This window comes from Xanthobacter sp. DMC47 (genome assembly GCF_056313845.1).
The window spans coordinates 2400095-2422744 of sequence record NZ_JBQUZM010000001.1; the positions used below are offsets into that span (position 1 = coordinate 2400095).

Sequence of the window (22650 nt, forward strand, 5' to 3'; positions counted from 1 at the left end):
CCCCCGGGCGCCGGCAAGGCCACAGGTTCGCCATAGCCCGGCCGCAAGTTGCGTATTAGACCCCTGTCCATCCGATCAGCCCGCGCGGGGCGGGATCGGAGCGTCGGGAATGACCTTCCTGCCAGCGACACGCCCTGCGCCAGAGATGCTCATGATGCTCATCCGCTCCGCCGCCAAAAGCTCCCTCCCCGGCACCGTGCGCGAGACCCGCGCCGCGTCGGCAAAGGCGCGCCGCGTTGGCGCCGCCGGCCTTCTGCTGGCGCTGGGACTTGTGGCTGCCGGCCCTGCCGGCGCCCAGACGGTGCCGCCCCCCGGCGACCTCATGCGGCCCCAGGGCCAGATGAAGGGCGCCCCGGCCGCCCAGGCCGCGGCCCAGCCGGCGGACGGTCGTGCCCCGAAGGCCACGGTGGACCGCATTACCAACTACTTCAATTCGGTGCAGGCCATGACCGGCACCTTCACGCAGATTGATCCGGACGGCTCCAAGCGGACCGGCGACTTCTACATGCAGAAGCCCGGCCGCGTGCGCTTCGAATATGATGCGCCGAGCCCGGTGGAGCTGATCTCCAACGGCCAGTCGGTGGCCGTGCGCGACCGCAATCTCAACACCCAGGACATCACGCCCCTGTCGCAGACGCCGCTGCGCTTCCTGCTGGCGGAACGCATCGATCTCTCGACCGAGCCCCATGTGACCGGCATCTTCCAGGATGATCGCTTCGTGACGGTGGTCATGCAGGAAACGGTGCCCATGTTCGGCACCTATCGATTGCTGATCCTTTTCGACGCCAAGACCTCGGCCCTGAAGCAGTGGGTCATCACCGATCCGCAGGGCTATGACACGCAGGTGTCCCTGTCCAACATCCAGGTGAACAAGCGCCCCGACCCCAAGCTGTTCGTCATCAACTTCGAGCGGATGCTGCAGTGAAAGCTGGGGACGACTGCCGGTTCGCAGATCACATCTGCGTGCGTGCGCGGATGGCGGCCGAGAGCGTTCCCTCGTCGAGATAATCGAGTTCGCCGCCCACCGGCACGCCCTGGGCAAGGCGCGTGACGCGGGCGCCGGTGTCCCGCAGCACATCGGTCAGGTAATGGGCCGTTGTCTGCCCATCCACCGTGGCGCCGAGCGCCAGAATGACTTCTGTGACGTGCTGGTCGTGCACGCGGGTGACCAGGCTGGCGAGATTGAGATCGTCGGGCCCCACCCCATCCAGCGGCGAAAGCACGCCCCCCAGCACATGGTAACGGGCATTGAGGACGCCGGCGCGTTCCAAAGCCCACAGGTCCCCCACATCCGCCACCACCACCAGCGTGCGCGCATCCCGCGTCGGGTCGGTGCAGACCGTGCAGGGATCGGTGACATCGACATTCCCGCAGGTGTGGCACGTGACGATCTTGCCGATCGCGTCACCCAGGGCCGTCGCCAGCGGTGCCATCAGCGTCTCGCGCTTCTTGATGAGGTGCAGGGCCACCCGGCGCGCCGAACGCGGGCCGAGGCCGGGAAGCCGGGCCAGAAGCTGGATCAGACGCTCGATCTCGGGGCCGGCGACGGCGCGTGGCATGGCATCCTCGTCCCCGCCGCGCGGGAAGCCCTGGCGCGGCTGATGAGCTCCCGGGGAGCCATCACACCGCAAATCTGAAAACTGCCCTTGCCCGGGCCGGGACGGCCCCACCTAACGCGGTTCGCACCCGTGCGCCAGCGTAAACGACATGGCTCCCATGCGTTCGCTACCGACAAGCTCAAGACGGCCCTGCGTTCCGCCAAAGCAGGGCAGGGCAGGCAGCGACGCCAGGGAAACCTCGGCCGGCGTCGCACTCGAAAGTTGTACAAATCGAAGCATGTACTTGTTGCCGGCCTGACAGAAGAACAGCGCATGCCGCCCTCGCCCTAGTATCTCCCCGGCTATGGACGCCCTGCCTTCAACGCCGGTAGGCCGGGAACACTTCCGGGTGCCGTTGTTTTCATCTGTCCAGCCCCCGATTCGCTGATCTGACAAGGATCATCTGGCCCGGCTGATCCGGGAATGGGCCCGGCTCGACAGCCGCAAACCGGCTCTATTGCTCGGTTTTGAAGAGTTTTTCCGTGTGGATTGTATTTACAAGACGAGGTGATATAGATTAACCGTGAAACTTAGTCAGCCGATGCGGCGTCAGCCCAGGCGGAGCATGTGATCGAGGATCATCCTGACCCGATCGCATTCGAACCGCTCCCCGCATTGCCCGCTCGCCATAGCGAAGAACAGAAAGGGACTCCCGTGAGCGACTCCGCGTCCAATACTCCGTCGCCGAGCTTCATCGACTTCACCGCGGACATCGTTGCCGCGTACGTGAGCAACAACAGCGTCGCGGCCGCCGAGCTTCCCGGTCTCATCGAGTCCGTCTATCGCGCGCTCGGCCAGCTGGGCACTCCGGCCGCGCCGCAGGTGGAAGAGCAGAAGCCGGCCGTGCCGCTCAAGAAGTCGGTGACGCCCGAATACATCATCTGCCTGGAAGACGGGAAGAAGTTCAAGTCTCTGAAGCGGCACCTGCGCACCAGCTACGGCATGACCCCCGAGGCTTACCGCGAGAAGTGGGGCCTGCCGAAGGATTATCCCATGGTCGCCCCGGCCTATGCTGCGGCCCGCTCCGAACTCGCCAAGAACATGGGCCTCGGCCAGACCCGCAAGAAGGCGCCCGTCGCCCCTGCGAAGAAGACCACCCGTCGCAAGGCGGCGGCCTGATTTTTTCAGATTTGGCCGCGTCGTCGCAAGAAGACGCGCCCGGGATATCAACGAAGCAAGGCCGGGCAGATGCCCGGCCTTTTTCTTAATCCAATTCGGCAGACGTCAATCGAGGCCGAGCCTGCGGCAGATTTCGTCGAGCTGGTCGAGGCTCGCATAGCGGATGCGCAGTTCGCCCGCATCGCCCTTGCCCTCAAGACTTACGGCCAGCCCCAGCGCATCAGTCAGCCGCTTCTCCAGCGCGCGGGTGTCTGCACTCTTGCGCTCCGGGGCGGGAGCCGGCAGACCGCGCCCATTCACCGGGGCAGGGGGCGTCTTCGCCTTGGACAGGGCTTCCACATCCCGAACGGTGAGACCTTTGGCGATCACCTCGCGGGCGACCTTTTCGGGATCGGAGACGGCGAGAAGGGCACGCGCATGGCCGGCGCTGAGCCGCCCCTCCGCCAGATGCCCCTTTACGGAGGCGGGCAATTTCAGCAGCCGCAGCGTGTTCGCGATATGACTGCGGCTCTTGCCGATGACCTTGGACAAATCGTTCTGGTTGTATTGAAACTCGTCCATCAGGGCCTCGTAGCCCTGCGCCTCTTCCACCGGATTGAGGTCCGCGCGCTGGACGTTCTCGATGATGGCGACTTCCAGCGCCTCCCGATCACTGAGCTCCAGCACCACCACCGGAACCTCATGCAGGCTCGCCCGTTGGGCGGCGCGCCAGCGGCGCTCGCCCGCGACGATCTCGAAGCTGTCCGAGCCCTTCAGGGGCCGCACCACGATGGGCTGGATGATGCCCTTCTCGCGGATCGAGGCCGTAAGATCCTCCAGCCCCTCCTCCAGAAAGGCCCGGCGCGGATTGCGCGGGTTCGCCTTCACCTGCTCGATGGGCATGCGCCGCGGCCCGCCCCGCGGGCCTGTGCCGCGCGCCGGCGCCGCCTGCGGCTCCCCCATCTCGCCGATCAGCGCGGCAAGCCCCCGCCCGAGCCGGGAGCGCTGTTCATCCGCCATCTTCGTCCCGTCCCTCTGGTCTTCTGTCAGGCCGCCGCCGCCGCCCGTGCCGCCCGTTCGCGCTGGATCACCTCCGACGCGAGCCGCAAATAGGCCTGGGACCCCAGGCACTTGAGGTCATAGAGCAGGACCGGCTTGCCATAGGAGGGCGCTTCCGAGACACGCACGTTCCGGGGGATGATGGTCTCATAGACCTTGTCCCCCATGAACTGACGCACGTCCTGCACCACCTGCTCCGACAAATTGTTGCGGCCGTCATACATGGTCAAAACGATGCCGTGGATGGTGAGGCTGGGGTTGAGCCCCACTCGAACCTGCTCCACCGTCTTCATCAGCTGGGAGAGACCTTCCAGCGCAAAGAACTCGCACTGCAACGGCACCACGATGGCGTCCGCCGCCGCCATGGCATTGACGGTAAGGAGCGACAGGGACGGCGGGCAGTCCACCAGCACATAGGAGAAGCGCGGCGCCTCCGGATCGGCGGCGAGGGCTTTCAGGGCGTCTCGCAGGCGATAGGCGCGGTCGCGCTCGGCGGCGATCTCCAGTTCCAGCCCGGACAGGTCGAGGGTGGAAGGCGCCACATAAAGCTGCGGAACCCCGGTCGGCATCACGGTCTCACGCATGGTGGCTTCACCCACCAGCACGTCGTAGGTGGAGACATTGCGCGACCGGCGGTCGATCCCGAGGCCGGTGGAGGCGTTGCCCTGGGGATCAAGGTCCACCACCAGCACGGTCTCGCCGATGGCCGCCAGCGCGGTGCCGAGATTGATGGCCGTGGTGGTCTTGCCCACGCCGCCCTTTTGGTTGGCGAGCGCCAGCACGCGCGGCGACGGGGAAAGATCGGCTCCCGAGGAATAATCAGCCTGGCTCATGGCCCGTGGTCCCCTTGGATCTGGTTCCGCGCGGCGCGCCCCGCGGATGAGAACGTCCACCGGGCGGCGCCGGCCTTGTGCGGCGCGCCTTCCCGGCGGGGTGGCTATTTGCTGCTGCGCCTGGCGCTCCTCACGAGAAGAACCTGCGCCTCTCGGTCGCTGACGCTGGCGCGAAGATCGCAATCGAGTGTCCAGCCTTTGCGGGCTTCGGTCAATTCGCGTTCGGCGTCGCGGCCCTTGGGAAACACCCCGAGCGCGCCGGCGGCGAGGAACGGCTCCGCCAGCTCCAGGAGCTTCGGTAGAGGCGCCAGCGCACGCGCCGAAACCACCTGCATTCCCGGCGCAAGGGCTTGGGAAACCTGCTCGATCCGCTGGGCATGGATATGTGCCGGAAGCTCCGCCGCCCGTGCCGCCTCGCGCAGGAAGGCGGACTTGCGGGTGTCGCTCTCGACAAGATGGATTTCGGCGCCCGGCCGCTCGGTCAGAGCCGCCGCGACCACGAGCCCGGGGAATCCCCCGCCAGAGCCAAGGTCAACCCACCGGGCCGCGTCCGCCGGAACATGGTTAATCAATTGCAGCGAATCGGCGATATGCCGGCTCCACACGTCCGGCAGCGTAGCCGGCGCAACCAGATTGATGGTCTTCTGCCACTTGCGCAGCAGGTCGGCGATGATGTCGAGCCGGCGCAGTGTTTCACGTGAAACCATCCGCTCGACTACGGCGCGCCCCGCGTCGTCACCAGCGGCAGATGCCCCCTTCATCGGCGAGCCTCCATCCCCGTGATCCACAGCCCGCTTGACGGCGTCATGCGGATCGCCCGCCGGCCCGCCGCGCGTGGGTGGCGATCAGCGCGAGCGCGGCCGGGGTCATTCCCTCCATGCGGCCCGCCTGGCCCACCGTCCGCGGGCGCACTCGCTCCAGCTTCTGCTTCAGCTCGTTCGACAGCCCCGGCAGGTCGGCATAGGACAGCCCTTCCGGCAGGGCGAGCGCCTCGTCCTTCCGCAGGGTGTGGATGTCCGCAGCCTGCCGCTCCAGGTAGACCGCATACTTCGCATCGATCTCCACCTGCTCCGCGATGGCAGGGGGAAGCGCGGACAGCTCGGGCCAGATCATCGCGAGCCGCGCCATGTCGATGTCGGGGTAGGCGAGAAGGTCGAAGGCGCTTCGGCGCTGGCCGTCCCTGTTCACGGAAAGCCCGTGCCGCGCCCCTTCAGTAGGGGTCAGCGCGAGGCTGCGGGTGAGCGCCCGCGCCGCCTCCAGCGCCTGTGCGCGTTTCCGGAAATGCGTGACCCGTTCGGCACCCACCAGCCCCAGTTCCGAGCCACGGGCGGTCAGGCGCTGGTCGGCATTGTCGGCCCGCAGCGTGAGCCGATATTCGGCACGCGAGGTGAACATGCGGTAAGGCTCGCTGACGCCGCGCGTAACCAGATCGTCCACCATCACGCCCAGATAGGCTTCGGCCCGGTCGAGCACGATCCCGTCCGAACCGCCTGCCCGCCGCGCCGCATTGAGGCCAGCGAGCAGCCCCTGGGCCGCGGCTTCCTCATATCCCGTGGTGCCGTTGATCTGGCCGGCGAGGAACAGGCCGGCCACGCGCTTCGTCTCCAGGGTGGGCGCAAGCTCGCGCGGGTCCACGTGGTCGTACTCGATGGCATACCCAGGCCGCAGCACCGCCACCTGTTCCAGACCGGGAATGGTGCGCAGGAAGGCGACCTGCACATCGGCCGGCAGGGAGGTGGACAGGCCATTGGGATAGACGGTCGGGTCGTCCAGCCCCTCCGGCTCCAGGAAGATCTGGTGGCCGTCGCGATCACCGAAACGGACGATCTTGTCCTCGATGGACGGGCAGTAGCGCGGCCCTGTGCTGCCGATGCGGCCGGAATACATGGCCGAGCGGGAGAGGTTCTCCCGGATCAGCGCGTGGGTCGCGTCCGTGGTGCGGGTGATGCCGCAGTCCACTTGAGGATTGGGGAGGCGCGTGGTGAGCGCGGAGAAGGGCTCCGGCGGATCATCGCCGGCCTGCATCTCGAGGCTGGCCCAATCGATGGTGCGGCCATCGAGCCGGGCCGGCGTTCCGGTCTTCAGGCGGCCGAGTGCGAATCCGAGACGCGACAGGGCAGGGGACAGGCCGAGGGCCGGTTTCTCGCCCATGCGCCCGGCGGGATAGCTCTCTTCGCCAAGATGGATCAGCCCGTTGAGAAAGGTGCCAGTGGTGAGCACCACCGCGCCGCAGGTCAGCTCCCGTCCGTCGGCAAGGCGCAGCCCGGTCACGCGGCCGTCGCGCACGAGCAGGTCGTCGGCCTCGCCTTCAATCACGACAAGGCCCGACTGCTCGGAGAGCGCCTGCTGCATGGCGCGGGCATAGAGCTTCCGATCCGCCTGCGCGCGGGGGCCGCGCACCGCTGGCCCCTTCCGGCGGTTGAGCACCCGAAACTGGATGCCGCCCTGGTCCGCCACCCGCCCCATCAATCCGTCGAGCGCATCGATCTCGCGCACCAGATGGCCCTTGCCGAGACCGCCGATGGCAGGATTGCACGACATGGCACCGATGGTGGCCTGCGCATGGGTAACGAGCGCGGTGCGCGCGCCGACACGCGCCGCGGCAGCGGCGGCTTCGCATCCGGCATGTCCGCCACCGACGACAATGACATCGAAGGCGTGCGGGTGGGGCGTTCCGTTCATGGGGGTCCGGGACAGAGGGATATTACCCCTCTGGAAACGCCGGTTCTGGGGCGCCGTCAAGGCGGAGCGGAATGTTTCACGTGAAACACGCCGCGCCGGCGCTCATTTGCCGATGCAGAAGGTGCTGAAGAGGGCGTCCAGCACATCCTCCACATCCACGCGCCCGATGGTCTGGTCGAGCGCCCGCACCGCGAGGCGGACGTCCTCTGCCCGCAATTCCTCGTGCCCGCCGAAGTCGCCGGCCGCCCGCTCCAGATGACGCGCGGCGATTTCGAGAGCGAGACGCTGGCGCTCGCGCGTCACGAGCGCCGGCTCACGGCCGCACAGAGCCTCGGCCCGCGCCGCGATGGCGCCGACCACCTCCTCGATGCCGGTTCCGCTCGCCGCGGACAGGCCGATAAATCCCTCCGGCGCGGTGCCCCCCTGATCGATCTTCGTCTTCACCCGAATGGCGGATGAAAAGGCCGCCGGAGGCTCGCTCCCGTCCTCGCTCAGCCAGAGCACCGCGTCCGCGGCCTCAGCGCGGGCGAGCGCCCGCCGCACGCCTTCCGCTTCCACGGCGTCGGCCGTCTCTCGCAGGCCGGCAGTGTCGAGCAGCGTCACGGCCTGTCCGGCCAGTTCCAGATGCACCTCCAGCACATCGCGCGTGGTGCCGGGAACAGGGGAGACGATGGCCGCCTCACGGCCAGCGAGGCGGTTGAGAAGGGTGGACTTTCCGGCATTGGGCGGGCCGGCAATGGCGACGACCAGCCCATCCCGTACCCGTTCCCCGCGCTCCGCATCGGCCAGGGCCGCGCGCAGTTCGCGCTGAAGACCGCCGATGATGTCCAGCGCCTGCCGCGCCACATCCTCCGCGACGTCGGCTTCGTCGGAAAAATCTATGCCCGCCTCCAGGAGGGCGAGAGCGGAGACGAGCCCCTCCCGCCAGCTGGTCACGCGGGCAGAGAGCGCGCCCGAAGCGAGCGCCAGGGCCTGCCGCCGCTGCGCCTCGGTCTCGGCTGCGATGAGATCGGCCAGTCCCTCGACCTCTGCCAGGTCCAACTTGCCGTTGGCGTGGGCGCGTCGGGTGAATTCGCCCGCGTTCGCGGGACGCAGGCCGGGCAGGGTACCTAGGGCACGCAGCACGGCCGCGACCACCGCCCGACCGCCGTGGAGATGCAGCTCCACCACGTCTTCCCCCGTGGCGCTGGCGGGGCCGGGGAAGAACAGCACCAGCCCACGGTCCAGGGCCTCGCCCGTCGCGGGATGATTGAGGGTCGAATAGCGGGCCATGCGCGGCGGAGGCCGGGTACCCGAGAGCGCCAGCGCCGCCACTCCGGCCTCCGGACCCGAGATGCGGATCACGGCGACCCCGGCCGGCAGCCGGCCGGACGACAGGGCAAAGATGGTGTCGCTGGCGGTTTCACCGGACATGGCCTGATCCTCCAGGCAGATGGCTGCGGATTTGCACGGCGCCCCGGACCAGACGCCCCGCACCCCGTTTCTTCGCCTGAACCTTTATCCTGCGATCCCGTTGCCTTCAAAGCCGGTCCGACGCCGAAGGATTTCCGACATGAGCCTCAATCGCCTCTCCCGCGAGACGAGCCCCTACCTGCTCCAGCACAGGGACAATCCGGTGCATTGGTGGCCTTGGGGGGAAGAGGCGTTCGCGGAGGCGCGCGCCACCGGCAAGCCCATCCTCCTGTCGGTGGGCTATGCCGCCTGCCACTGGTGCCACGTGATGGCCCACGAGAGCTTCGAGAACCCGGAGACGGCCGCGCTGATGAATGCGCTGTTCGTGAACATCAAGGTGGACCGGGAGGAGCGGCCGGACGTGGACCAGATCTACATGTCCGCGCTCCAGCAGCTCGGCCAGAGCGGCGGCTGGCCGCTCACCATGTTCCTCGATCCCGTCGGCCGCCCGTTCTGGGGCGGCACCTATTTTCCCCCCAAGGCGAGCTATGGCCGACCCGGCTTCACCGAGGTGCTGCAGCAGGTCTCCTCCGTCTTCTCCGAGAGCCCCGAGAAAGTGGAGAAGAACGCGCAGGCCATCCTCGGCCGCCTGAAGAAGGCGGCCCAGCCGACGCAGGGCGTTTCCATCGGTATCGCCGATCTCGACGACGCCGCCCGTCGCCTCGTGCCGCTGATCGATCCGGTGCATGGCGGCCTCAAGGGCGCGCCGAAATTCCCGCAGTCAGGCCTGCTCGAACTGCTCTGGCGTGCCGGTACCCGCAACCGCGACGACGCCATGAAGGCACTGGTCGCCCTCACCCTGAACCGCATGTGCGAGGGGGGCATCTACGACCATCTCGGCGGCGGCTTCGCCCGCTATTCGGTGGACGAGATCTGGTTCGTCCCGCACTTCGAGAAGATGCTCTACGACAACGCGCTGCTGCTGGAGCTGCTGGCGCTGGCCTATGCGGACACCGGTGATGCGCTCTTTCTGCAGCGCGCCCGCGAGACGGTCGGCTGGCTGGAGCGGGAGATGCTGGCCCGCTCGGGTGCCTTCACAGCGAGCCTCGATGCGGATTCGGAAGGCCATGAGGGGCGCTTCTACGTCTGGTCGCTGGCGGAGATCGAAGAGGTGCTGGGGGCGGAGGATGCCGCCGTCTTCGCCCGTATCTACGACGTGACCAAGGCTGGAAACTGGGAGGCCGGGAACATCCTCAACCGCACCGATGCCGGTGTCGTCTCTCCGGAGGATGAGGCGCGGCTTGGGCCGCTGCGCGAGAAGCTGCTGGCTCGACGGGCGGGGCGCGTGCGACCGGGGCGCGACGACAAGGTGCTCGCAGACTGGAACGGTCTCATGATCGCCGCGCTGGCCCGCGCCGGAGCCTTCCTGGGCGAAGACAAGTGGATCGGCCTCGCCCGCACCGCCTTCGGCGCGGTGACGGCGCACATGGTGAAGGACGGCCGCATTGCCCATTCCTGGTGCGGCGACAAGATGGTGATGCCGGGCCTTGCCTCGGACCTCGCCGCCATGGCCCGCGCGGGCATCGCATTGGCCGAAGCCACGGGGGACAAGGCGCCCTTCCGGCTGGCGGCAACCTTCCTCGATGCGCTGGAAGAGTACCATCTGAACCCGGCGACGGGCACCTATTTCCTCACCGCTGACGATGGGGACAGCCTCGTCGTTCGACCCTCGGCGACCCATGACGAGGCCGTGCCGAACTACAATGCCGTCGCCGCCGATGCCTTGATCCGGCTCGCCGCACTCACCGGCAACGACAGCCTGCGCACGCGTGCCGACCGCATCCTTGCCGGTGCCTCAGGCGCCGCCGCGCGCAACGTGCTCGCCCATGGCGCGACGCTGAATGCCATCGCCACCCGGCTCGGCCTGGCCGAAATCGTCACCACAGGTGCGAATGGGGAGGCGTTGGCAGTTGCGGCGCTCAGGGTGCCGTTCCCGCTCCGGGTGGTGGCACGCGCCGCAGGGGTGGCTGCGCCGGCGGACAGCGTGACCGGCGCTCGGATTGCCTCCGCGCCGGAGGGTGGAGCGGCCTTCGTCTGTGTCGGAGAACGCTGTTCCCTGCCTGTCACAGAGCCGGAGGAGGTGAAGGCCGCGGTGATGGCGCTTTTGGCCTAAATCATCACCCTGAGCCGGCGCAAGGAAACGACCCCCCGCTCAAATCGCTTCGGAGAGTCACCAGCGGCCGAGAAAATTCGGATGACCGCTGAGTCGACCCCGTAGCGGTTTTGCCGCCAGCGACGTTCCCAATCGATCAACTTTTGGTTGAATTTCGATTGCAGCACGAATCCGGGGTGCAGGACGACGCGCGCGAGCGGTCAGCTCGCGGTCTGTTCCGCCGGAGGCGCCTCCGCATATTTGAGCCAGATCGCCTTCTCGCCCAGGGCTGCGACGAAGGCGGCGTGGGCCTCGGATTCGGCGGCGCTGATGCGGGAGGGGAGGGGAGCCGGACGGGGATGCGCCGCGCGGGCCGCGACCACGAGGCGGGGGGCCTCGGTGGTCTCCTCGACGAGACCGATGAGGCTCGCCTGCCGACCCCCCAGCAGCTCGCTGTAGACCTCGGCCAAAAGTTCGGCATCGAGCAGCGCGCCATGCTTCACGCGGCGGGACGAATCGATGCCGTAGCGGTTCATCAGGTCGTCGAGACGATTGCCGCCACCGGGATGCTTGCGGCGGGCCAGCGCCAGCGTGTCCACCACACGGTCGCGGGCGATCGGCGGCCGGCCCAGGCGCTCTAGCTCGGCATTCAGGAAGCCGATGTCGAACGCCGCGTTATGGATGACCAAAGTATCTTCCTGGATGAACTCCAAGAATTCATCAGCAACCTGCGAGAAGATCGGCTTGTCGGACAGAAATTCCGCCGACAGGCCGTGCACGTTGAACGCCTCCTGCGGCATGTCCCGCTGGGGGTTGATATAGACGTGGAAGACGTTGCCCGTGAGGATGCGGTTGACCATCTCGACGCAGCCGATCTCCACCAGCCGGTCGCCGCCATAGGCCTCGAGGCCCGTGGTCTCGGTGTCGAGCACGATCTCGCGCATGGTTTCCCCTCACCCCTTCCGCCGACCCGGCCCCGACAGAGCGCGCACGATGCCGGTCACTTGATGTTCGGCGGCGGCGAAGCCTCGTCCCGTGTCGATGACGAAATGGGCCCGGCGGCGCTTCTCGGCGTCCGGCATCTGCTTGGCGAGAATGGTCGCGAATTTCTCGTCCGTCATGCCCTCGCGGGCGAGCACGCGGTCGCGTTGCACAGCTTTCGACGCACTGACCACAGCCACGGCGTCCATCCGCCTGTCCCCGCCGGTCTCGAACAGGAGCGGGATGTCGAGCACCACCAGTCGCGCCCCGCTGTCCCGGGCCTTGGCGAGGAAGGCCGTCTCCGCTTCGCGCACCAGAGGATGGACGATGGCCTCCAGCCGCTTCATCGCCTCGGCATCGCCCAGCACGCGGGCACCCAGCGCTGCGCGATCGATAACGCCGTCCCTGGCCACGCCTGGAAAGGCCGCCTCCACCGGCGCCACCGCCGCCCCCTGATAGAGCGCATGGACCGACGCGTCGGCATCGTGCACCGGCACCCCCAGCGCCCGGAACATCCGCGCGGTGGCCGACTTGCCCATGCCGATGGACCCGGTGAGGCCGAGGACCCACATGGCGTCAGGCCTCCAGTTGCCCCTTGGCGCGAAGATCTTCCACCAGCACGGCGCGCAAGTCCGGCGTCACCTCCGGCGTGACGCCGAACCAGCGACGGAAGCCGGGCACGCCCTGGTGCAGCAGCATGCCCAACCCATCGACCGTGCGGAAGCCAGCCGCGGAGGCCGCCTTCAGGAGCGGCGTCATGAGCGGCACGTAGACGATGTCGCTCACCACCGTCTCCTGGCGCAGCCGGCCGAGATCGAGCGTCAATGGCTCCGATCCCTTCATGCCCAGCGAGGTGCAATTCACGAGGATGTCCGCTTCGCCCATCACCTCGCCGATGCGATCGAACGCGAGCGGGCGCACGGTCGGCCCGAACAGGGATGCGACTGTCTCGGCCCGCTCCAGCGTGCGATTGGCGAGGACAACGCGGTCGAAGCCTCGACCCACCAGCGCATGCACCACCGCGCGCGACGCGCCGCCGGCGCCGATCACGAGGGCGCAGTTGCGCGCCCCGTCCCAGCCCGGCGCGGAGGCGTCGAGATTGGCGATGAAACCGTAGCCGTCCGTGCTTGCTCCATGGAGCTTGCCACCCTCCAGCCAGAGGGTGTTGGCCGCACCCAGCGCCGCCGCGCTCTCGTCCGCCTCGTCGAGGACGGAGAAGGCGATCTCCTTGTTGGGCAGCGTGACATTGCAGCCGGCATAGCCGCGCGCGCCAAGGCTCCGGTAGAAATCGGCCGCCGTCTCGGGTGGCACCGCCTCGCGCTCATAGGCGCCGTCGATGCCATAGGCTTTCAGCCAATAGCCGTGCAGCAACGGCGAGCGGGAATAGGTGACGGGCTGGCCGGTGACACAGGCCCGCACCGTCATGGCAGCAGCCCCTGCTCACGGAAGAAGGGCAGAAGCTGCAGCAGGGGCAGGCCGAGAATGGTGAAGTGGTCCCCATCCACACGCGTGAAGAGATGCACGCCCACCGATTCGAGCTGATAGGCGCCCACGGAGGTCAGCACCCGGGGCCCGGCCGCAGCGAGATAGGCAGACAGCGTCTCCTCGGTCAGCGGGCGCATGGTGAGGAAGGCGCTCACCACCGTATCGAACAGCACCACGCCGTCACAGGCCACCGCGACCGCCGAATGCAGCGCATGGGTCTGCCCGGACAGCTCGAACAGCTGCGCGCGGGCGGCCTCGACGGACACCGGCTTGTGGTAGATTTTAGGCCCGAGCGCCAAGGTCTGGTCGGCGCCCAGCACCAGCCGTCCCGGCGCGGCCCTCGATCCCGACAGCGCCTTGGCCCGGGCGAGCAGAAGGGCAATGCCGGCCGGATCGGTATCACCAGCGGTGTCCTGAAGGGCGCGCTCGTCCACATCGGCGGCCACGGTTTCCACCGGCACGCCCGCATGCACCAGAAGGGTCAATCGGGTCGCGCTCTTGGATGCGAGCACGAGCGGCTGTTCGCCACGCCACACGATCGTCTCTCCTCTGTTGCACCGCCGTCAAAAAATGACGCACTGCGCTGATCTCACGCCTTTGCCCGCGATGCAAACTGAAGAGCAGCACAATCCGGCGCCGTGCCTCACTTTATTGCCGCCTCAGGTTTCGGCGATGGAGCGGCGCCGGTGGTCGCTGTAGAGGCTGAGAATGTTGGCCGCCGTCTCCTCGATGGACCGGCGGGTCACGTCGATGAGTGGCCAGCCGTTGCGGCCGCAAAGCCGGCGGGAAAAAGCGATCTCCTCGGAGACGGCCTCGCGATCGGTATAGGACGACCCGCCCGTCTCGACCGCATTCAACCCGAGGAGCCGGTTCTGGCGGATCTCGACGATGCGCTCGGGGCTTGCGACGAGGCCCACCACGAGCGGCTTCTTCAGCTTCTCGATGTTGGGCGGCAGCGGCACATTGGGGACGAGCGGGATGTTGGCCGCCTTGATCCCACGGTTGGCGAGATAGATGGAGGTCGGCGTCTTGGAGGTGCGCGACACGCCGAGCAGCACCACATCCGCATGCTCAAGGTCTTCGGTCAGATGGCCGTCGTCGTGCATGACGGTGAAGTTGAGCGCATCGATCCGCTTGAAATAGCTCGCATCCAGCGCGTGCTGGCCGCCCACCCGCGGGGTCGGCTCGCCGCCGAGGTAGGACTGGAACAGCCGCACCACCGGGGCCATCACCGAGAGGTGCGGCAGACCCAGTTCCTCGCAGCGCTGGCGCAGGCGGCTGCGGATGTCCTTGTCCACGAGCGTGAAGAGGACGATGCCCGGATTGGACTCCACCTCGATCAGCACCCGTTCCAGCTGCTTCATGGAACGAACCAGCGGATAGACGTGTTCGATGGGCAGCACGTTCGCATATTGCGCACTGGCCGCCCGGCCAACGTTGATAAGGGTTTCGCCCGTGGCGTCCGACACGAGGTGAAGGTGGAAATAGGCCTCGCCCGGCTTCGACTGAGTCACTTTGTCCACCGCTCCTGTGGAAGGCTGTTGAGGAAGGCACGCACTTTGGCCCCTTGCAAGGGCGGCCTCTGGATAAGTGCGAAATCCATCCACACGATCACCCTGCGGGAGAGATTCCAGTCCCGGCCTGTGCGTCGATGTGGACGGGCTTCCGGAGGGGGTGCGTTAATCCTTTGTTAACCGGCCTTTCGCCGGCTTCGCATCCGCGGCAAGTCGCGTGTCGGCTATGGGTTCCGCTGTGGATCGGTTGTCGAGGAGCCGGCAACTGGTTAATCAACCGTTAAGACACCAAAGACTCTCTCTTTTAAAAATATCTCTCTTTGATTGAAGGGACGGGATGGACCGCTCTCCTGCCACGCGCTCGCGCTTCCTCTCGGTTCTCGACGGCACGGTCCAGGACCCGCCTCCACTCTGGATGATGCGCCAGGCCGGCCGCTATCTGCCCGAGTACCGCGCCGTGCGCGCCGACGCCGGCGACTTCCTGACCCTGTGCTACATGCCGAAGCTCGCCGCCGAGGTGACGCTCCAGCCCATTCGCCGCTACGGCTTCGATGCGGCCATCATCTTTTCGGACATCCTGGTCATTCCCCATGCTCTGGGCACCGGACTGAGGTTCGAGGCCGGCGAAGGGCCCCGCCTGACGCCCGTGGCGGATCGCGCGGCGCTGGCCGCTCTGTCGGATCGACTCGATCCGGCCAAAGTGGGGCCGGTCTACGAGGCCATCGCCGACGTGCGGGCCCAGCTCCCCGCCGAGACGGCGCTGATCGGCTTCTGCGGCGCGCCGTGGACGGTGGCGACCTACATGGTGGCGGGCCAGGGCACGGACGATCAGGCTCCCGCCCGCCTTCTCGCCCTGCGTGAGCCAGAGCTGTTCCAGGAGCTGATCGACCGGCTGGTGGAGGCGTCCATCACCCATCTGTCCGGGCAGGTCGAGGCCGGCGCCGACGCGGTGCAGATCTTCGACACCTGGGCCGGCGTGCTGGACCCGGCCTCGTTCGAGCGCTGGTGCGCCGAACCCCTGCGCCGCATCGTCGCGGGGCTTCGGGAGCGTCATCCCTATGTGCGGATCATCGCCTTCCCCAAGGGGGCGACGCTGGAGGCGCTGGAGCAGATCGCGGATGTGGGCCTCGACGGCATCGGCCTCGACTGGTCGGCCGATCGCCGCGCGGCGCGACAAAGGCTCTCCGATGACGTGGCCTTGCAGGGCAATCTGGATCCGCTGCGCCTGATCGCCGGCGGCGCGGCGCTGGAGGAGGAGGTGGAGCGCATCCGCGCCGATTTTGACGGAGTGCGCCACATCTTCAACCTCGGCCACGGCATCCGTCCCGAGACGCCGCTGGAGCATGTGGAAAAATTCGTCGAGCTGGTGCGCCGCGCCCGCTGAACGAAACAGATAAGGCTTTGGGTTCAATGCTCTATGAGTGGATCAAGGCGCTGCATATCATCGCCGTCATCGCCTGGATGGCGGGGATGCTCTATCTGCCGCGCCTGATGGTCTACCACTGTGCGGCCGAGGTCGGCTCGGTGCAGTCGGAGACCTTCAAGGTCATGGAACGGCGGCTGCTCAAGGCCATCATCAACCCGGCGATGATCGTCACCTGGCTCGCCGGCCTGTGGCTCGTCTATGAGGGCGGCTGGTACAAGGCCGGCTGGTTCCACGCCAAGTTCGCGCTGGTTCTGGCCATGTCGGCGATGCACGGTTTCCTCGTGCGCTGGGTGCGCGAATTCGCCGAGGACAGGAACACCCGGCCGGCACGCTTCTACCGCATCGCCAACGAGGTGCCGACGCTGCTGATGATCGGCATCGTCATTCTGGTGGTGGTCAAACCGTTTTGATCCGACCCTCGCCTTTAGGGGGACTTGCGCACCCCTGACGGCGCGCCTATCTTGCGCGTGCTTTCCCAAACGCAGGCGAACGCGCTTCCCTTCGGTCCGGCATCCGCTCTTGGCGTCGTCTTGAAGACGCTGTCCTGGTGGAGCCGTCTTGGTCCGGCCGGCGCGTCAGGCGGCGAGCTGCGTGCCCCCGGCTTCCCCTGAAGACCTGCGATCCCGTCCTTCCCTCCACCAGCCGACCCCGATCCTGACCGATCGGCTCCCGGCCCCCCAATACCCATCGAGGCTTTCCCTTATGCGGGAAGTGAAACTTCAAGACCTCAAGTCCAAGACCCCCGTCGAGCTCCTCGCCTTCGCCGAGGAGAATGAGGTGGAAAACGCCAGCACGCTCCGCAAGCAGGAGCTGATGTTCGCGATCCTCAAACAGCTGGCCGCCACCGAGACGGAGATCATTGGCGAGGGCGTCGTCGAGGTTCTGCAGGACGGCTTCGGCTTCCTGCGCTCGCCCGAGGCGAACTATCTGCCCGGTCCCGACGACATCTATGTCTCCCCCTCCCAGATCCGCCGCTTCGGTCTGCGCACCGGCGACACGGTGGAGGGGCAGATCCGCTCTCCCAAGGAGGGCGAACGCTATTTCGCGCTGCTCAAGGTCAACACGATCAATTTCGAGGACCCCGAGAAGGCGCGGCACAAGATCAATTTCGACAACCTGACGCCGCTCTATCCCGACGAGCGGCTCAAGCTCGAGCACGATGAGCCCGCCGGCAGCAAGAAAGACTTCTCGCCGCGCATCATCGACATCGTGGCGCCCATCGGCAAAGGCCAGCGCGGCCTGATCGTGGCGCCGCCCCGCACCGGCAAGACGGTGCTGCTGCAGAACATCGCCAAGTCCATCACCGCCAATCATCCGGAGTGCTTCCTGATCGTGCTGCTCATCGACGAGCGGCCCGAGGAAGTCACCGACATGCAGCGCTCGGTGAAGGGCGAGGTGGTTTCCTCCACCTTCGACGAGCCGGCCGTGCGCCACGTGCAGGTGGCCGAGATGGTGATCGAGAAGGCCAAGCGTCTGGTCGAGCATGGCCGCGACGTGGTGATCCTTCTGGATTCCATCACTCGCCTTGGCCGCGCCTACAACACCGTGGTGCCGTCCTCCGGCAAGGTGCTGACCGGCGGTGTGGACGCCAACGCCCTCCAGCGGCCCAAGCGCTTCTTCGGCGCGGCGCGCAATATCGAGGAAGGCGGCTCCCTCACCATCATCGCGACCGCACTCATCGAGACCGGCTCGCGCATGGACGAGGTGATCTTCGAGGAGTTCAAGGGCACCGGCAATTCGGAAGTCATCCTCGACCGCAAGGTCTCCGACAAGCGCGTGTTCCCGGCCATCGACATCACCCGGTCCGGCACCCGCAAGGAAGAGCTGCTGGTTCCTGCCGACACGCTCAAGAAGATGTACGTCCTGCGCCGCATCCTGAACCCCATGGGCACCGTGGATGCCATCGAGTTCCTGCTCGACAAGCTGCGGCAGACGAAGACCAACCAGGACTTCTTCGATTCCATGAACACCTGAGCGGTACACCTGAGCGCGCTCGCGCGTTCATCGCAGCAGGGCCGGACGACCTCCGGCCCGGTTCGCGCGGCAACGAACCGCCATCAGCGCCCGGCGCGTGATTCGCGCACCTTTCGTTTCTGCCCCGTTCGGCGAAGCTCAAGCGCGGCGTGTCAATTCGGGACGATCCCGGATCCCTCCCTTCCCGTTTCGCGGCGTCCTCCCTATCTTGAGAGAAACCGGCGGGTTTTCCCCGCACCGTTTCTTTTGAGGATTGGCCATGTTCATCCAGACCGAAACCACGCCGAACCCGGCGACCCTGAAGTTCCTGCCCGGCCGTTCGGTGCTGGGAGAGGGCGTGCTCGACCTGCGTTCGGCCGAGGATGCCGAGCTTTCTCCCCTCGCCCAGCGCCTGTTCGACGTGCGCGGCGTGTCGGGTGTCATGCTCGGCTCGGACTTCGTGACGGTGACCAAGACCGACAGCGAGTGGCCGCAGATCAAGCCGGCCATCCTCGGTGCCATCATGGAGCACTTCATGTCCGGCGCCCCGGTGCTGTCCGAGGGCGTGAAGCCGGATGTGGGCGACGGCGACGAGTTCTTCGATGCCAAGGATGGCGAGATTGTCGCCACCATCAAGGAACTGCTGGAGACCCGGGTGCGCCCGGCCGTCGCCAACGACGGTGGCGACATCACCTTCCGCGGCTTCGAGGATGGGGTGGTGTTCCTCAATATGAAGGGCTCCTGTTCGGGCTGCCCCTCCTCCACCGCCACGCTCAAGAACGGCATCGAAAATCTGTTGAAGCATTTCGTGCCGGAAGTGGCGGAAGTCCGGGCAGTCTGACGGCGCTGACCCCGATTTGAGGTATTCGGGAACGGCCTCATTAACCTTTCCCGAAAGTGAGCGTGCCGGGTTGCTTCCCCCCGCCACGGTTTCGGTTGATCGTGGCGGCGATCGGGGTGCCCGCGTTCATGTATGTCCTCGCCATAGACACGGCGCTTGCCGCCTGCTCCGCCGCGGTGCTCGACACCGAGACGGACAGCATCGTCTCGGGCGATTCGCTGCTGATGGAGCGGGGCCATGCGGAAACGCTGATCCCGCTGGTCGAGCAGGTCATGAGTTCCGCCGGTATCGATTTCGAGCATCTGGCGCGCATTGCCGTCACGGTGGGGCCCGGCAGCTTCACCGGCCTTCGGGTGGGCCTGTCCGCCGCCCGTGGCTTCGGGCTGACCGCCAATCGGCCGGTGGTGGGAGTGACGACGCTGGCCGCACTCGCCGCGCCCTATCTCGCCCACGACGATGCGGTTCCGGTGGTATCGGCCATCGATGCCCGCCACGGCCATGTCTTCCTGCAGATGTTCGGCGTCGGCGGGCGCACGCTGATTGCGCCGCGCATCACCAGCGTGCGGGAGGCCGCCCGCTCGGTGGCCATTGGAGCGGTGCGGATTGTCGGCTCCGGGGCCCATCTCGTGGCCGATGCCTGGCCGCCGGCGGAAAAGCTTCCTGAGCTGGTCGATGATACGCCCGCCCCCGATGTGGCGTGGGTTGCCCGTCTCGGCTCCGTCGCCGATCCCGAAGCGGCCGAGCCGCGCCCGCTCTACCTGCGGCCTCCCGACGCCAAGCCGCAGGACAAGGCCCGCATCGCCCGCCGATGAAGCGCCTGCTCGATCGCCTGTTTCCGCCGCGCCCGCCGCTGCTGCGGGCCGCCACGGCCGCGGACATCCCCCATCTTGCCGCCATCCATGCCCGCGCCTTCGCGCGGGGCTGGGGCGCCGACGAGTTCGAGCGGCTCCTCGCCGACCGCGCCGTGCGCGCCCATGTGGCGGCGCTCGGCCCCCGCAAGCCACCGGTGGGCTTCGTCCTGTCCCATTGCGTGCCGCCCGAATCGGAAATCCTGACCGTCGCCGTCGTCACCGACCGTCGCCGCCGGGGCATCGGCCGGGCGTTGGTCTCCTTCCATCTCGCGCGCCTCGCTGCGGAAGGCGTCTCGACCTCCTTCCTGGAGGTTGAGGCGGGCAACGCCGCCGCCCGCACGCTCTACGCCCGTCTTGGCTATGGCGAGGTCGGCCGGCGCCGGGGCTATTATGCGGACGGTGCCGATGCGCTGCTGCTGCGTCGCGACTTTTAAGCTTCGGCAAGCGAGTGGTGGCAAGCCTTTGTCCGCCCCCTTGCAGCGGGCAGGCGGCGGCGCGATAAGGCAAGGGAAAGTCCCCGGGTCGTCGCGGAGGTCCGCTTGAGCGGAAAGATCAGCCTCATTGAGGAAGCCTGCCTGGCCAAGGGCATGCGGATGACCGAGCAGCGCCGCGTCATCGCCCGCGTGCTGTCCGGCGCGCAGGATCATCCCGACGTGGAGGAACTGCACCGCCGCGCCGTGGCCATCGACGACAACATCTCCATCTCCACGGTCTACCGCACCGTGAAGATGCTGGAGGATGCCGGCATCATCGAGCGGCACGATTTCGGCGATGGCCGCGCCCGCTACGAGCAGATGCCCGACGAACACCATGACCACCTGATCGATCTCAGGTCCGGCCAGGTGATCGAGTTCCGCTCCGAACAGATCGAGGCGCTGCAGGAGCAGATCGCCCGGGATCTCGGTTTCAAGCTGCGCGGCCACCGCCTCGAGCTGTATGCGGTGCCGCTCGACGAGGACGAGAAGCAGTGAGCCTGTCCGGCGGGCCTGCTGCAGCGCCCGCTTCCGGCGACGGTTCTGCCGCGCCGACCGGGCTGGCGCCGCTCGGCCCCGAGCAGCCCGCGCTCTCGCGCTTCCTGGATCGCTTGCGCCTCGCCGGGGTGCTCGCCACGGTCGGGACGGTGACGCTGGTGGGCATTCCCGTCCAGTGGATCGCGCTGAAGCTGGGCCTTGATGCCCGCCGCCACATCCCGCGGCTCTACCATCGCATCCTTTTGCGGCTCATCGGTGTGCGCGTGCATGTGCGCGGCACGCCGGCCGCTGATCGGCCGCTGCTGATCCTCGCGAACCACGCCTCCTGGCTCGACATTCCGGTGGTCGGTTCGCTGACGCCCCTGTTCTTCGTGGCGAAGAGCGAGGTATCGGGCTGGCCGCTGATCGGGCTGCTCGCCAAATTCCAGCGCACCGTGTTCGTCGATCGCCAGCGCCGCCATGCCACCGGCGCGGTCAACCGGGAGATCGCGGATCGTCTTGTCGACGGCGACCCGGTCGTGCTGTTCGCCGAAGGCACCTCGAGCGACGGCAACCGTGTGCTGCCCTTCCGCACCGCTCTCGTGGGCGCCGCGCGCGAGGCCTTCGCCGCCGGGACGGAGGTGGTGGTTCAGCCGCTCGCCGTGTCCTATGTGCGCCTCCAGGGCCTGCCCATGGGCCGCAGCCATCGGCCCATAGCGGCGTGGTTCGGCGACATGGAGCTGGCTCCGCACCTCATGGACGTGCTGCGCCACGGCGCCATCGACGTGGAGGTCACGTTCGGCACGCCGGTGAAGCTTGATGCCGCCCATGACCGCAAGAGCGTTACGCGCGATAGTGAGGCCACGGTGCGCCGCCTGTGCGCCCTCGCCCTCGCCGGCCGGCCGGGTGATCCGGCGGTGCAATCGCCCTTGCCGGATGCCGGCACCTCCGGCATCACCCGCCCATGATCTCGCTCGCAGCCATCGGCTTCGGCTATTGCGCCCGGCATCTCGTCGCCGAGGATCGCGATGCGTTCGGCCGCATCGTCGGCACCTCGCGGGAGGCCGCGCGGCTTTCCACCTTTCCGGCCGACGTGGAGGGCTTCGCTTTCGACGGAACGACGCTGTGCGATGGGCTCGCGAGCGCGCTGGGCGGCGCCCAGATCCTGCTGGCGTCCGCTCCACCGGACGATCGGGGCGACCCCATCCTGTGTTGCGCTGCGGAAATCCTCGCGTCCGGCCGTCTGCGCCAGGTGGTCTATCTCACAACGCTCGGCATCTACGGCAACCACGACGGAGGCTGGGTGGATGAGGCGACACCGCCGCGGGCCGGCAGCGCCCGCCTTGAACGCCGGCTGAAGGCGGAAGCCGACTGGCAGGATTTCGGCCGCAGGCACGGCATCCGCGTGGCAGTGCTGCGCCTTGCCGGCATCTACGGTCCGGGGCGCAACGCGCTGGCCCAGCTGCGCGCCGGCACGGCCCGGCGCATCGACAAGCCCGGGCAGGTGTTCAACCGCATCCATGTGGGCGACATCGTCTGCGCCATCCGCGCCGCGATCGCGCACCGTTACGACGGCATCCTCAACGTCACGGACGACCTGCCGGCACCGCCCGGCGATCCCATCGCCTATGCGGCGGAACTGCTCGGCATGGACCCGCCGCCCGCCATTCCCTTTGCAGACGCGGCCCGGGAGATGAGCCCCATGGCCCTTTCCTTCTGGTCCGGCAACAAGCGCGTGGGCAATGCCCGGCTCAAGGAAGAGTTGGGGGTGAGGCTTCGCTATCCCACCTATCGTGAGGGGCTGTCCGCACTCCACGCCGCGGGCGAGTGAACGC

23 protein-coding genes are annotated in these 22650 nt (G+C 67.5%); 12 read left to right on the forward strand and 11 right to left on the reverse strand.

Annotated elements, in window-relative coordinates; translation table 11 throughout:
• Positions 1-109: 109 nt before the first annotated feature.
• A complete protein-coding gene (locus ACT54R_RS11060; protein ID WP_476326186.1) occupies positions 110-925 on the forward strand; it encodes an outer-membrane lipoprotein carrier protein LolA in 816 nt (271 codons plus the stop codon).
• Positions 926-953: 28 nt separating this feature from the next.
• Here the strand turns inward: ACT54R_RS11060 and recR are convergent, their stop codons facing one another.
• Complete coding sequence (gene recR / locus ACT54R_RS11065; protein ID WP_168458668.1) at positions 954-1559, reverse strand: recombination mediator RecR; 606 nt, start codon at positions 1557-1559, stop codon at positions 954-956.
• A 693-nt stretch (positions 1560-2252) separates the two neighbouring features.
• Between recR and ACT54R_RS11070 the strand changes: the two genes are divergently transcribed.
• Positions 2253-2717: a Ros/MucR family transcriptional regulator gene (locus ACT54R_RS11070; protein WP_168458669.1), complete on the forward strand. Its 465-nt coding sequence runs from the start codon at positions 2253-2255 to the stop codon at positions 2715-2717.
• Between the two features lie 105 nt (positions 2718-2822).
• Here ACT54R_RS11070 and ACT54R_RS11075 read toward each other — a convergent pair whose 3' ends face one another.
• The 5 genes from ACT54R_RS11075 to mnmE form a co-directional block, all read right to left on the reverse strand.
• Complete coding sequence (locus ACT54R_RS11075) at positions 2823-3716, reverse strand: ParB/RepB/Spo0J family partition protein (protein WP_476326188.1); 894 nt, start codon at positions 3714-3716, stop codon at positions 2823-2825.
• A 26-nt stretch (positions 3717-3742) separates the two neighbouring features.
• On the reverse strand, positions 3743-4588 hold the full coding sequence (locus tag ACT54R_RS11080) for a ParA family protein (RefSeq protein WP_168458671.1): 846 nt from the start codon (positions 4586-4588) through the stop codon (positions 3743-3745).
• 104 nt (positions 4589-4692) lie between these two features.
• The gene (rsmG, locus tag ACT54R_RS11085) at positions 4693-5349 is read right to left on the reverse strand and encodes a 16S rRNA (guanine(527)-N(7))-methyltransferase RsmG (protein WP_476326190.1); all 657 of its coding nucleotides are present in this window, start codon (positions 5347-5349) and stop codon (positions 4693-4695) included.
• Positions 5350-5392: 43 nt separating this feature from the next.
• Positions 5393-7270: a tRNA uridine-5-carboxymethylaminomethyl(34) synthesis enzyme MnmG gene (mnmG, locus tag ACT54R_RS11090; RefSeq protein ID WP_476326192.1), complete on the reverse strand. Its 1878-nt coding sequence runs from the start codon at positions 7268-7270 to the stop codon at positions 5393-5395.
• Positions 7271-7372: 102 nt separating this feature from the next.
• Positions 7373-8683: a tRNA uridine-5-carboxymethylaminomethyl(34) synthesis GTPase MnmE gene (gene mnmE, locus ACT54R_RS11095; RefSeq protein WP_476326194.1), complete on the reverse strand. Its 1311-nt coding sequence runs from the start codon at positions 8681-8683 to the stop codon at positions 7373-7375.
• 139 nt (positions 8684-8822) lie between these two features.
• Between mnmE and ACT54R_RS11100 the strand changes: the two genes are divergently transcribed.
• Entirely contained in the window at positions 8823-10835 is a 2013-nt protein-coding gene (locus tag ACT54R_RS11100; RefSeq protein ID WP_476326196.1) for a thioredoxin domain-containing protein, read from the forward strand.
• Positions 10836-11035: 200 nt separating this feature from the next.
• Here ACT54R_RS11100 and dnaQ read toward each other — a convergent pair whose 3' ends face one another.
• From dnaQ to ACT54R_RS11125, 5 genes are all read right to left on the reverse strand, one after another.
• Entirely contained in the window at positions 11036-11758 is a 723-nt protein-coding gene (gene dnaQ / locus ACT54R_RS11105; RefSeq protein WP_476326198.1) for a DNA polymerase III subunit epsilon, read from the reverse strand.
• Positions 11759-11767: 9 nt separating this feature from the next.
• Positions 11768-12367 (reverse strand): dephospho-CoA kinase, encoded by a 600-nt coding sequence (gene coaE, locus ACT54R_RS11110; protein ID WP_476326200.1) that lies wholly within the window; start codon positions 12365-12367, stop codon positions 11768-11770.
• A 4-nt stretch (positions 12368-12371) separates the two neighbouring features.
• Positions 12372-13220, reverse strand: a complete 849-nt coding sequence (locus ACT54R_RS11115; protein WP_476326202.1) for a shikimate dehydrogenase — start codon at positions 13218-13220, stop codon at positions 12372-12374.
• Positions 13217-13816: a Maf family protein gene (locus tag ACT54R_RS11120; RefSeq protein ID WP_476326204.1), complete on the reverse strand. Its 600-nt coding sequence runs from the start codon at positions 13814-13816 to the stop codon at positions 13217-13219. Before ACT54R_RS11120 ends, ACT54R_RS11115 begins: the two co-directional genes overlap by 4 nt.
• A gap of 123 nt (positions 13817-13939) precedes the next feature.
• Complete coding sequence (locus ACT54R_RS11125; RefSeq protein ID WP_476326205.1) at positions 13940-14794, reverse strand: pyruvate, water dikinase regulatory protein; 855 nt, start codon at positions 14792-14794, stop codon at positions 13940-13942.
• 337 nt (positions 14795-15131) lie between these two features.
• Here ACT54R_RS11125 and hemE point away from each other — a divergent pair, with 337 nt between their 5' ends.
• The 9 genes from hemE (at position 15132) to ACT54R_RS11170 (ending at position 22646) form a co-directional block, all read left to right on the forward strand.
• Entirely contained in the window at positions 15132-16178 is a 1047-nt protein-coding gene (gene hemE / locus ACT54R_RS11130) for a uroporphyrinogen decarboxylase (protein ID WP_476326207.1), read from the forward strand.
• Between the two features lie 26 nt (positions 16179-16204).
• Positions 16205-16630 carry a protoporphyrinogen oxidase HemJ gene (hemJ, locus tag ACT54R_RS11135; protein ID WP_168458681.1) on the forward strand — a complete coding sequence of 142 codons (426 nt, stop codon included), beginning with the start codon at positions 16205-16207 and terminating at the stop codon, positions 16628-16630.
• Positions 16631-16922: 292 nt separating this feature from the next.
• Positions 16923-18194 (forward strand): transcription termination factor Rho, encoded by a 1272-nt coding sequence (gene rho, locus ACT54R_RS11140; protein ID WP_168458682.1) that lies wholly within the window; start codon positions 16923-16925, stop codon positions 18192-18194.
• Between the two features lie 259 nt (positions 18195-18453).
• Positions 18454-19014, forward strand: coding sequence for a NifU family protein (locus ACT54R_RS11145; RefSeq protein ID WP_168458683.1), 561 nt, complete (start codon positions 18454-18456; stop codon positions 19012-19014).
• A 128-nt stretch (positions 19015-19142) separates the two neighbouring features.
• A complete protein-coding gene (gene tsaB / locus ACT54R_RS11150; protein ID WP_168458795.1) occupies positions 19143-19826 on the forward strand; it encodes a tRNA (adenosine(37)-N6)-threonylcarbamoyltransferase complex dimerization subunit type 1 TsaB in 684 nt (227 codons plus the stop codon).
• Positions 19823-20299 carry a GNAT family N-acetyltransferase gene (locus ACT54R_RS11155; protein WP_168458684.1) on the forward strand — a complete coding sequence of 159 codons (477 nt, stop codon included), beginning with the start codon at positions 19823-19825 and terminating at the stop codon, positions 20297-20299. The genes tsaB and ACT54R_RS11155 overlap by 4 nt, the downstream gene beginning before the upstream one ends.
• 153 nt (positions 20300-20452) lie before the next feature.
• A complete protein-coding gene (locus ACT54R_RS11160; protein WP_476326460.1) occupies positions 20453-20836 on the forward strand; it encodes a Fur family transcriptional regulator in 384 nt (127 codons plus the stop codon).
• Positions 20833-21783 (forward strand): lyso-ornithine lipid O-acyltransferase, encoded by a 951-nt coding sequence (gene olsA, locus ACT54R_RS11165; RefSeq protein ID WP_476326211.1) that lies wholly within the window; start codon positions 20833-20835, stop codon positions 21781-21783. The genes ACT54R_RS11160 and olsA overlap by 4 nt, the downstream gene beginning before the upstream one ends.
• A complete protein-coding gene (locus tag ACT54R_RS11170) occupies positions 21780-22646 on the forward strand; it encodes an NAD-dependent epimerase/dehydratase family protein (RefSeq protein ID WP_476326213.1) in 867 nt (288 codons plus the stop codon). Before olsA ends, ACT54R_RS11170 begins: the two co-directional genes overlap by 4 nt.
• Positions 22647-22650 lie beyond the last annotated feature (4 nt).

Excerpts from the sequence above, each read along its gene's own strand:
- ACT54R_RS11060 (WP_476326186.1), top strand. The coding sequence starts at position 110 with ATGACCTTCCTGCCAGCGACACGCCCTGCGCCAGAGATGCTCATGATG.
- recR (WP_168458668.1), bottom strand. The coding sequence starts at position 1,559 with ATGCCACGCGCCGTCGCCGGCCCCGAGATCGAGCGTCTGATCCAGCTT.
- ACT54R_RS11075 (WP_476326188.1), bottom strand. The coding sequence starts at position 3,716 with ATGGCGGATGAACAGCGCTCCCGGCTCGGGCGGGGGCTTGCCGCGCTG.
- ACT54R_RS11080 (WP_168458671.1), bottom strand. The coding sequence starts at position 4,588 with ATGAGCCAGGCTGATTATTCCTCGGGAGCCGATCTTTCCCCGTCGCCG.
- rsmG (WP_476326190.1), bottom strand. The coding sequence starts at position 5,349 with ATGAAGGGGGCATCTGCCGCTGGTGACGACGCGGGGCGCGCCGTAGTC.
- mnmG (WP_476326192.1), bottom strand. The coding sequence starts at position 7,270 with ATGAACGGAACGCCCCACCCGCACGCCTTCGATGTCATTGTCGTCGGT.
- mnmE (WP_476326194.1), bottom strand. The coding sequence starts at position 8,683 with ATGTCCGGTGAAACCGCCAGCGACACCATCTTTGCCCTGTCGTCCGGC.
- ACT54R_RS11100 (WP_476326196.1), top strand. The coding sequence starts at position 8,823 with ATGAGCCTCAATCGCCTCTCCCGCGAGACGAGCCCCTACCTGCTCCAG.
- dnaQ (WP_476326198.1), bottom strand. The coding sequence starts at position 11,758 with ATGCGCGAGATCGTGCTCGACACCGAGACCACGGGCCTCGAGGCCTAT.
- coaE (WP_476326200.1), bottom strand. The coding sequence starts at position 12,367 with ATGTGGGTCCTCGGCCTCACCGGGTCCATCGGCATGGGCAAGTCGGCC.
- ACT54R_RS11115 (WP_476326202.1), bottom strand. The coding sequence starts at position 13,220 with ATGACGGTGCGGGCCTGTGTCACCGGCCAGCCCGTCACCTATTCCCGC.
- hemE (WP_476326207.1), top strand. The coding sequence starts at position 15,132 with ATGGACCGCTCTCCTGCCACGCGCTCGCGCTTCCTCTCGGTTCTCGAC.
- hemJ (WP_168458681.1), top strand. The coding sequence starts at position 16,205 with ATGCTCTATGAGTGGATCAAGGCGCTGCATATCATCGCCGTCATCGCC.
- rho (WP_168458682.1), top strand. The coding sequence starts at position 16,923 with ATGCGGGAAGTGAAACTTCAAGACCTCAAGTCCAAGACCCCCGTCGAG.
- ACT54R_RS11145 (WP_168458683.1), top strand. The coding sequence starts at position 18,454 with ATGTTCATCCAGACCGAAACCACGCCGAACCCGGCGACCCTGAAGTTC.
- tsaB (WP_168458795.1), top strand. The coding sequence starts at position 19,143 with ATGTATGTCCTCGCCATAGACACGGCGCTTGCCGCCTGCTCCGCCGCG.
- ACT54R_RS11155 (WP_168458684.1), top strand. The coding sequence starts at position 19,823 with ATGAAGCGCCTGCTCGATCGCCTGTTTCCGCCGCGCCCGCCGCTGCTG.
- ACT54R_RS11160 (WP_476326460.1), top strand. The coding sequence starts at position 20,453 with ATGCGGATGACCGAGCAGCGCCGCGTCATCGCCCGCGTGCTGTCCGGC.
- ACT54R_RS11170 (WP_476326213.1), top strand. The coding sequence starts at position 21,780 with ATGATCTCGCTCGCAGCCATCGGCTTCGGCTATTGCGCCCGGCATCTC.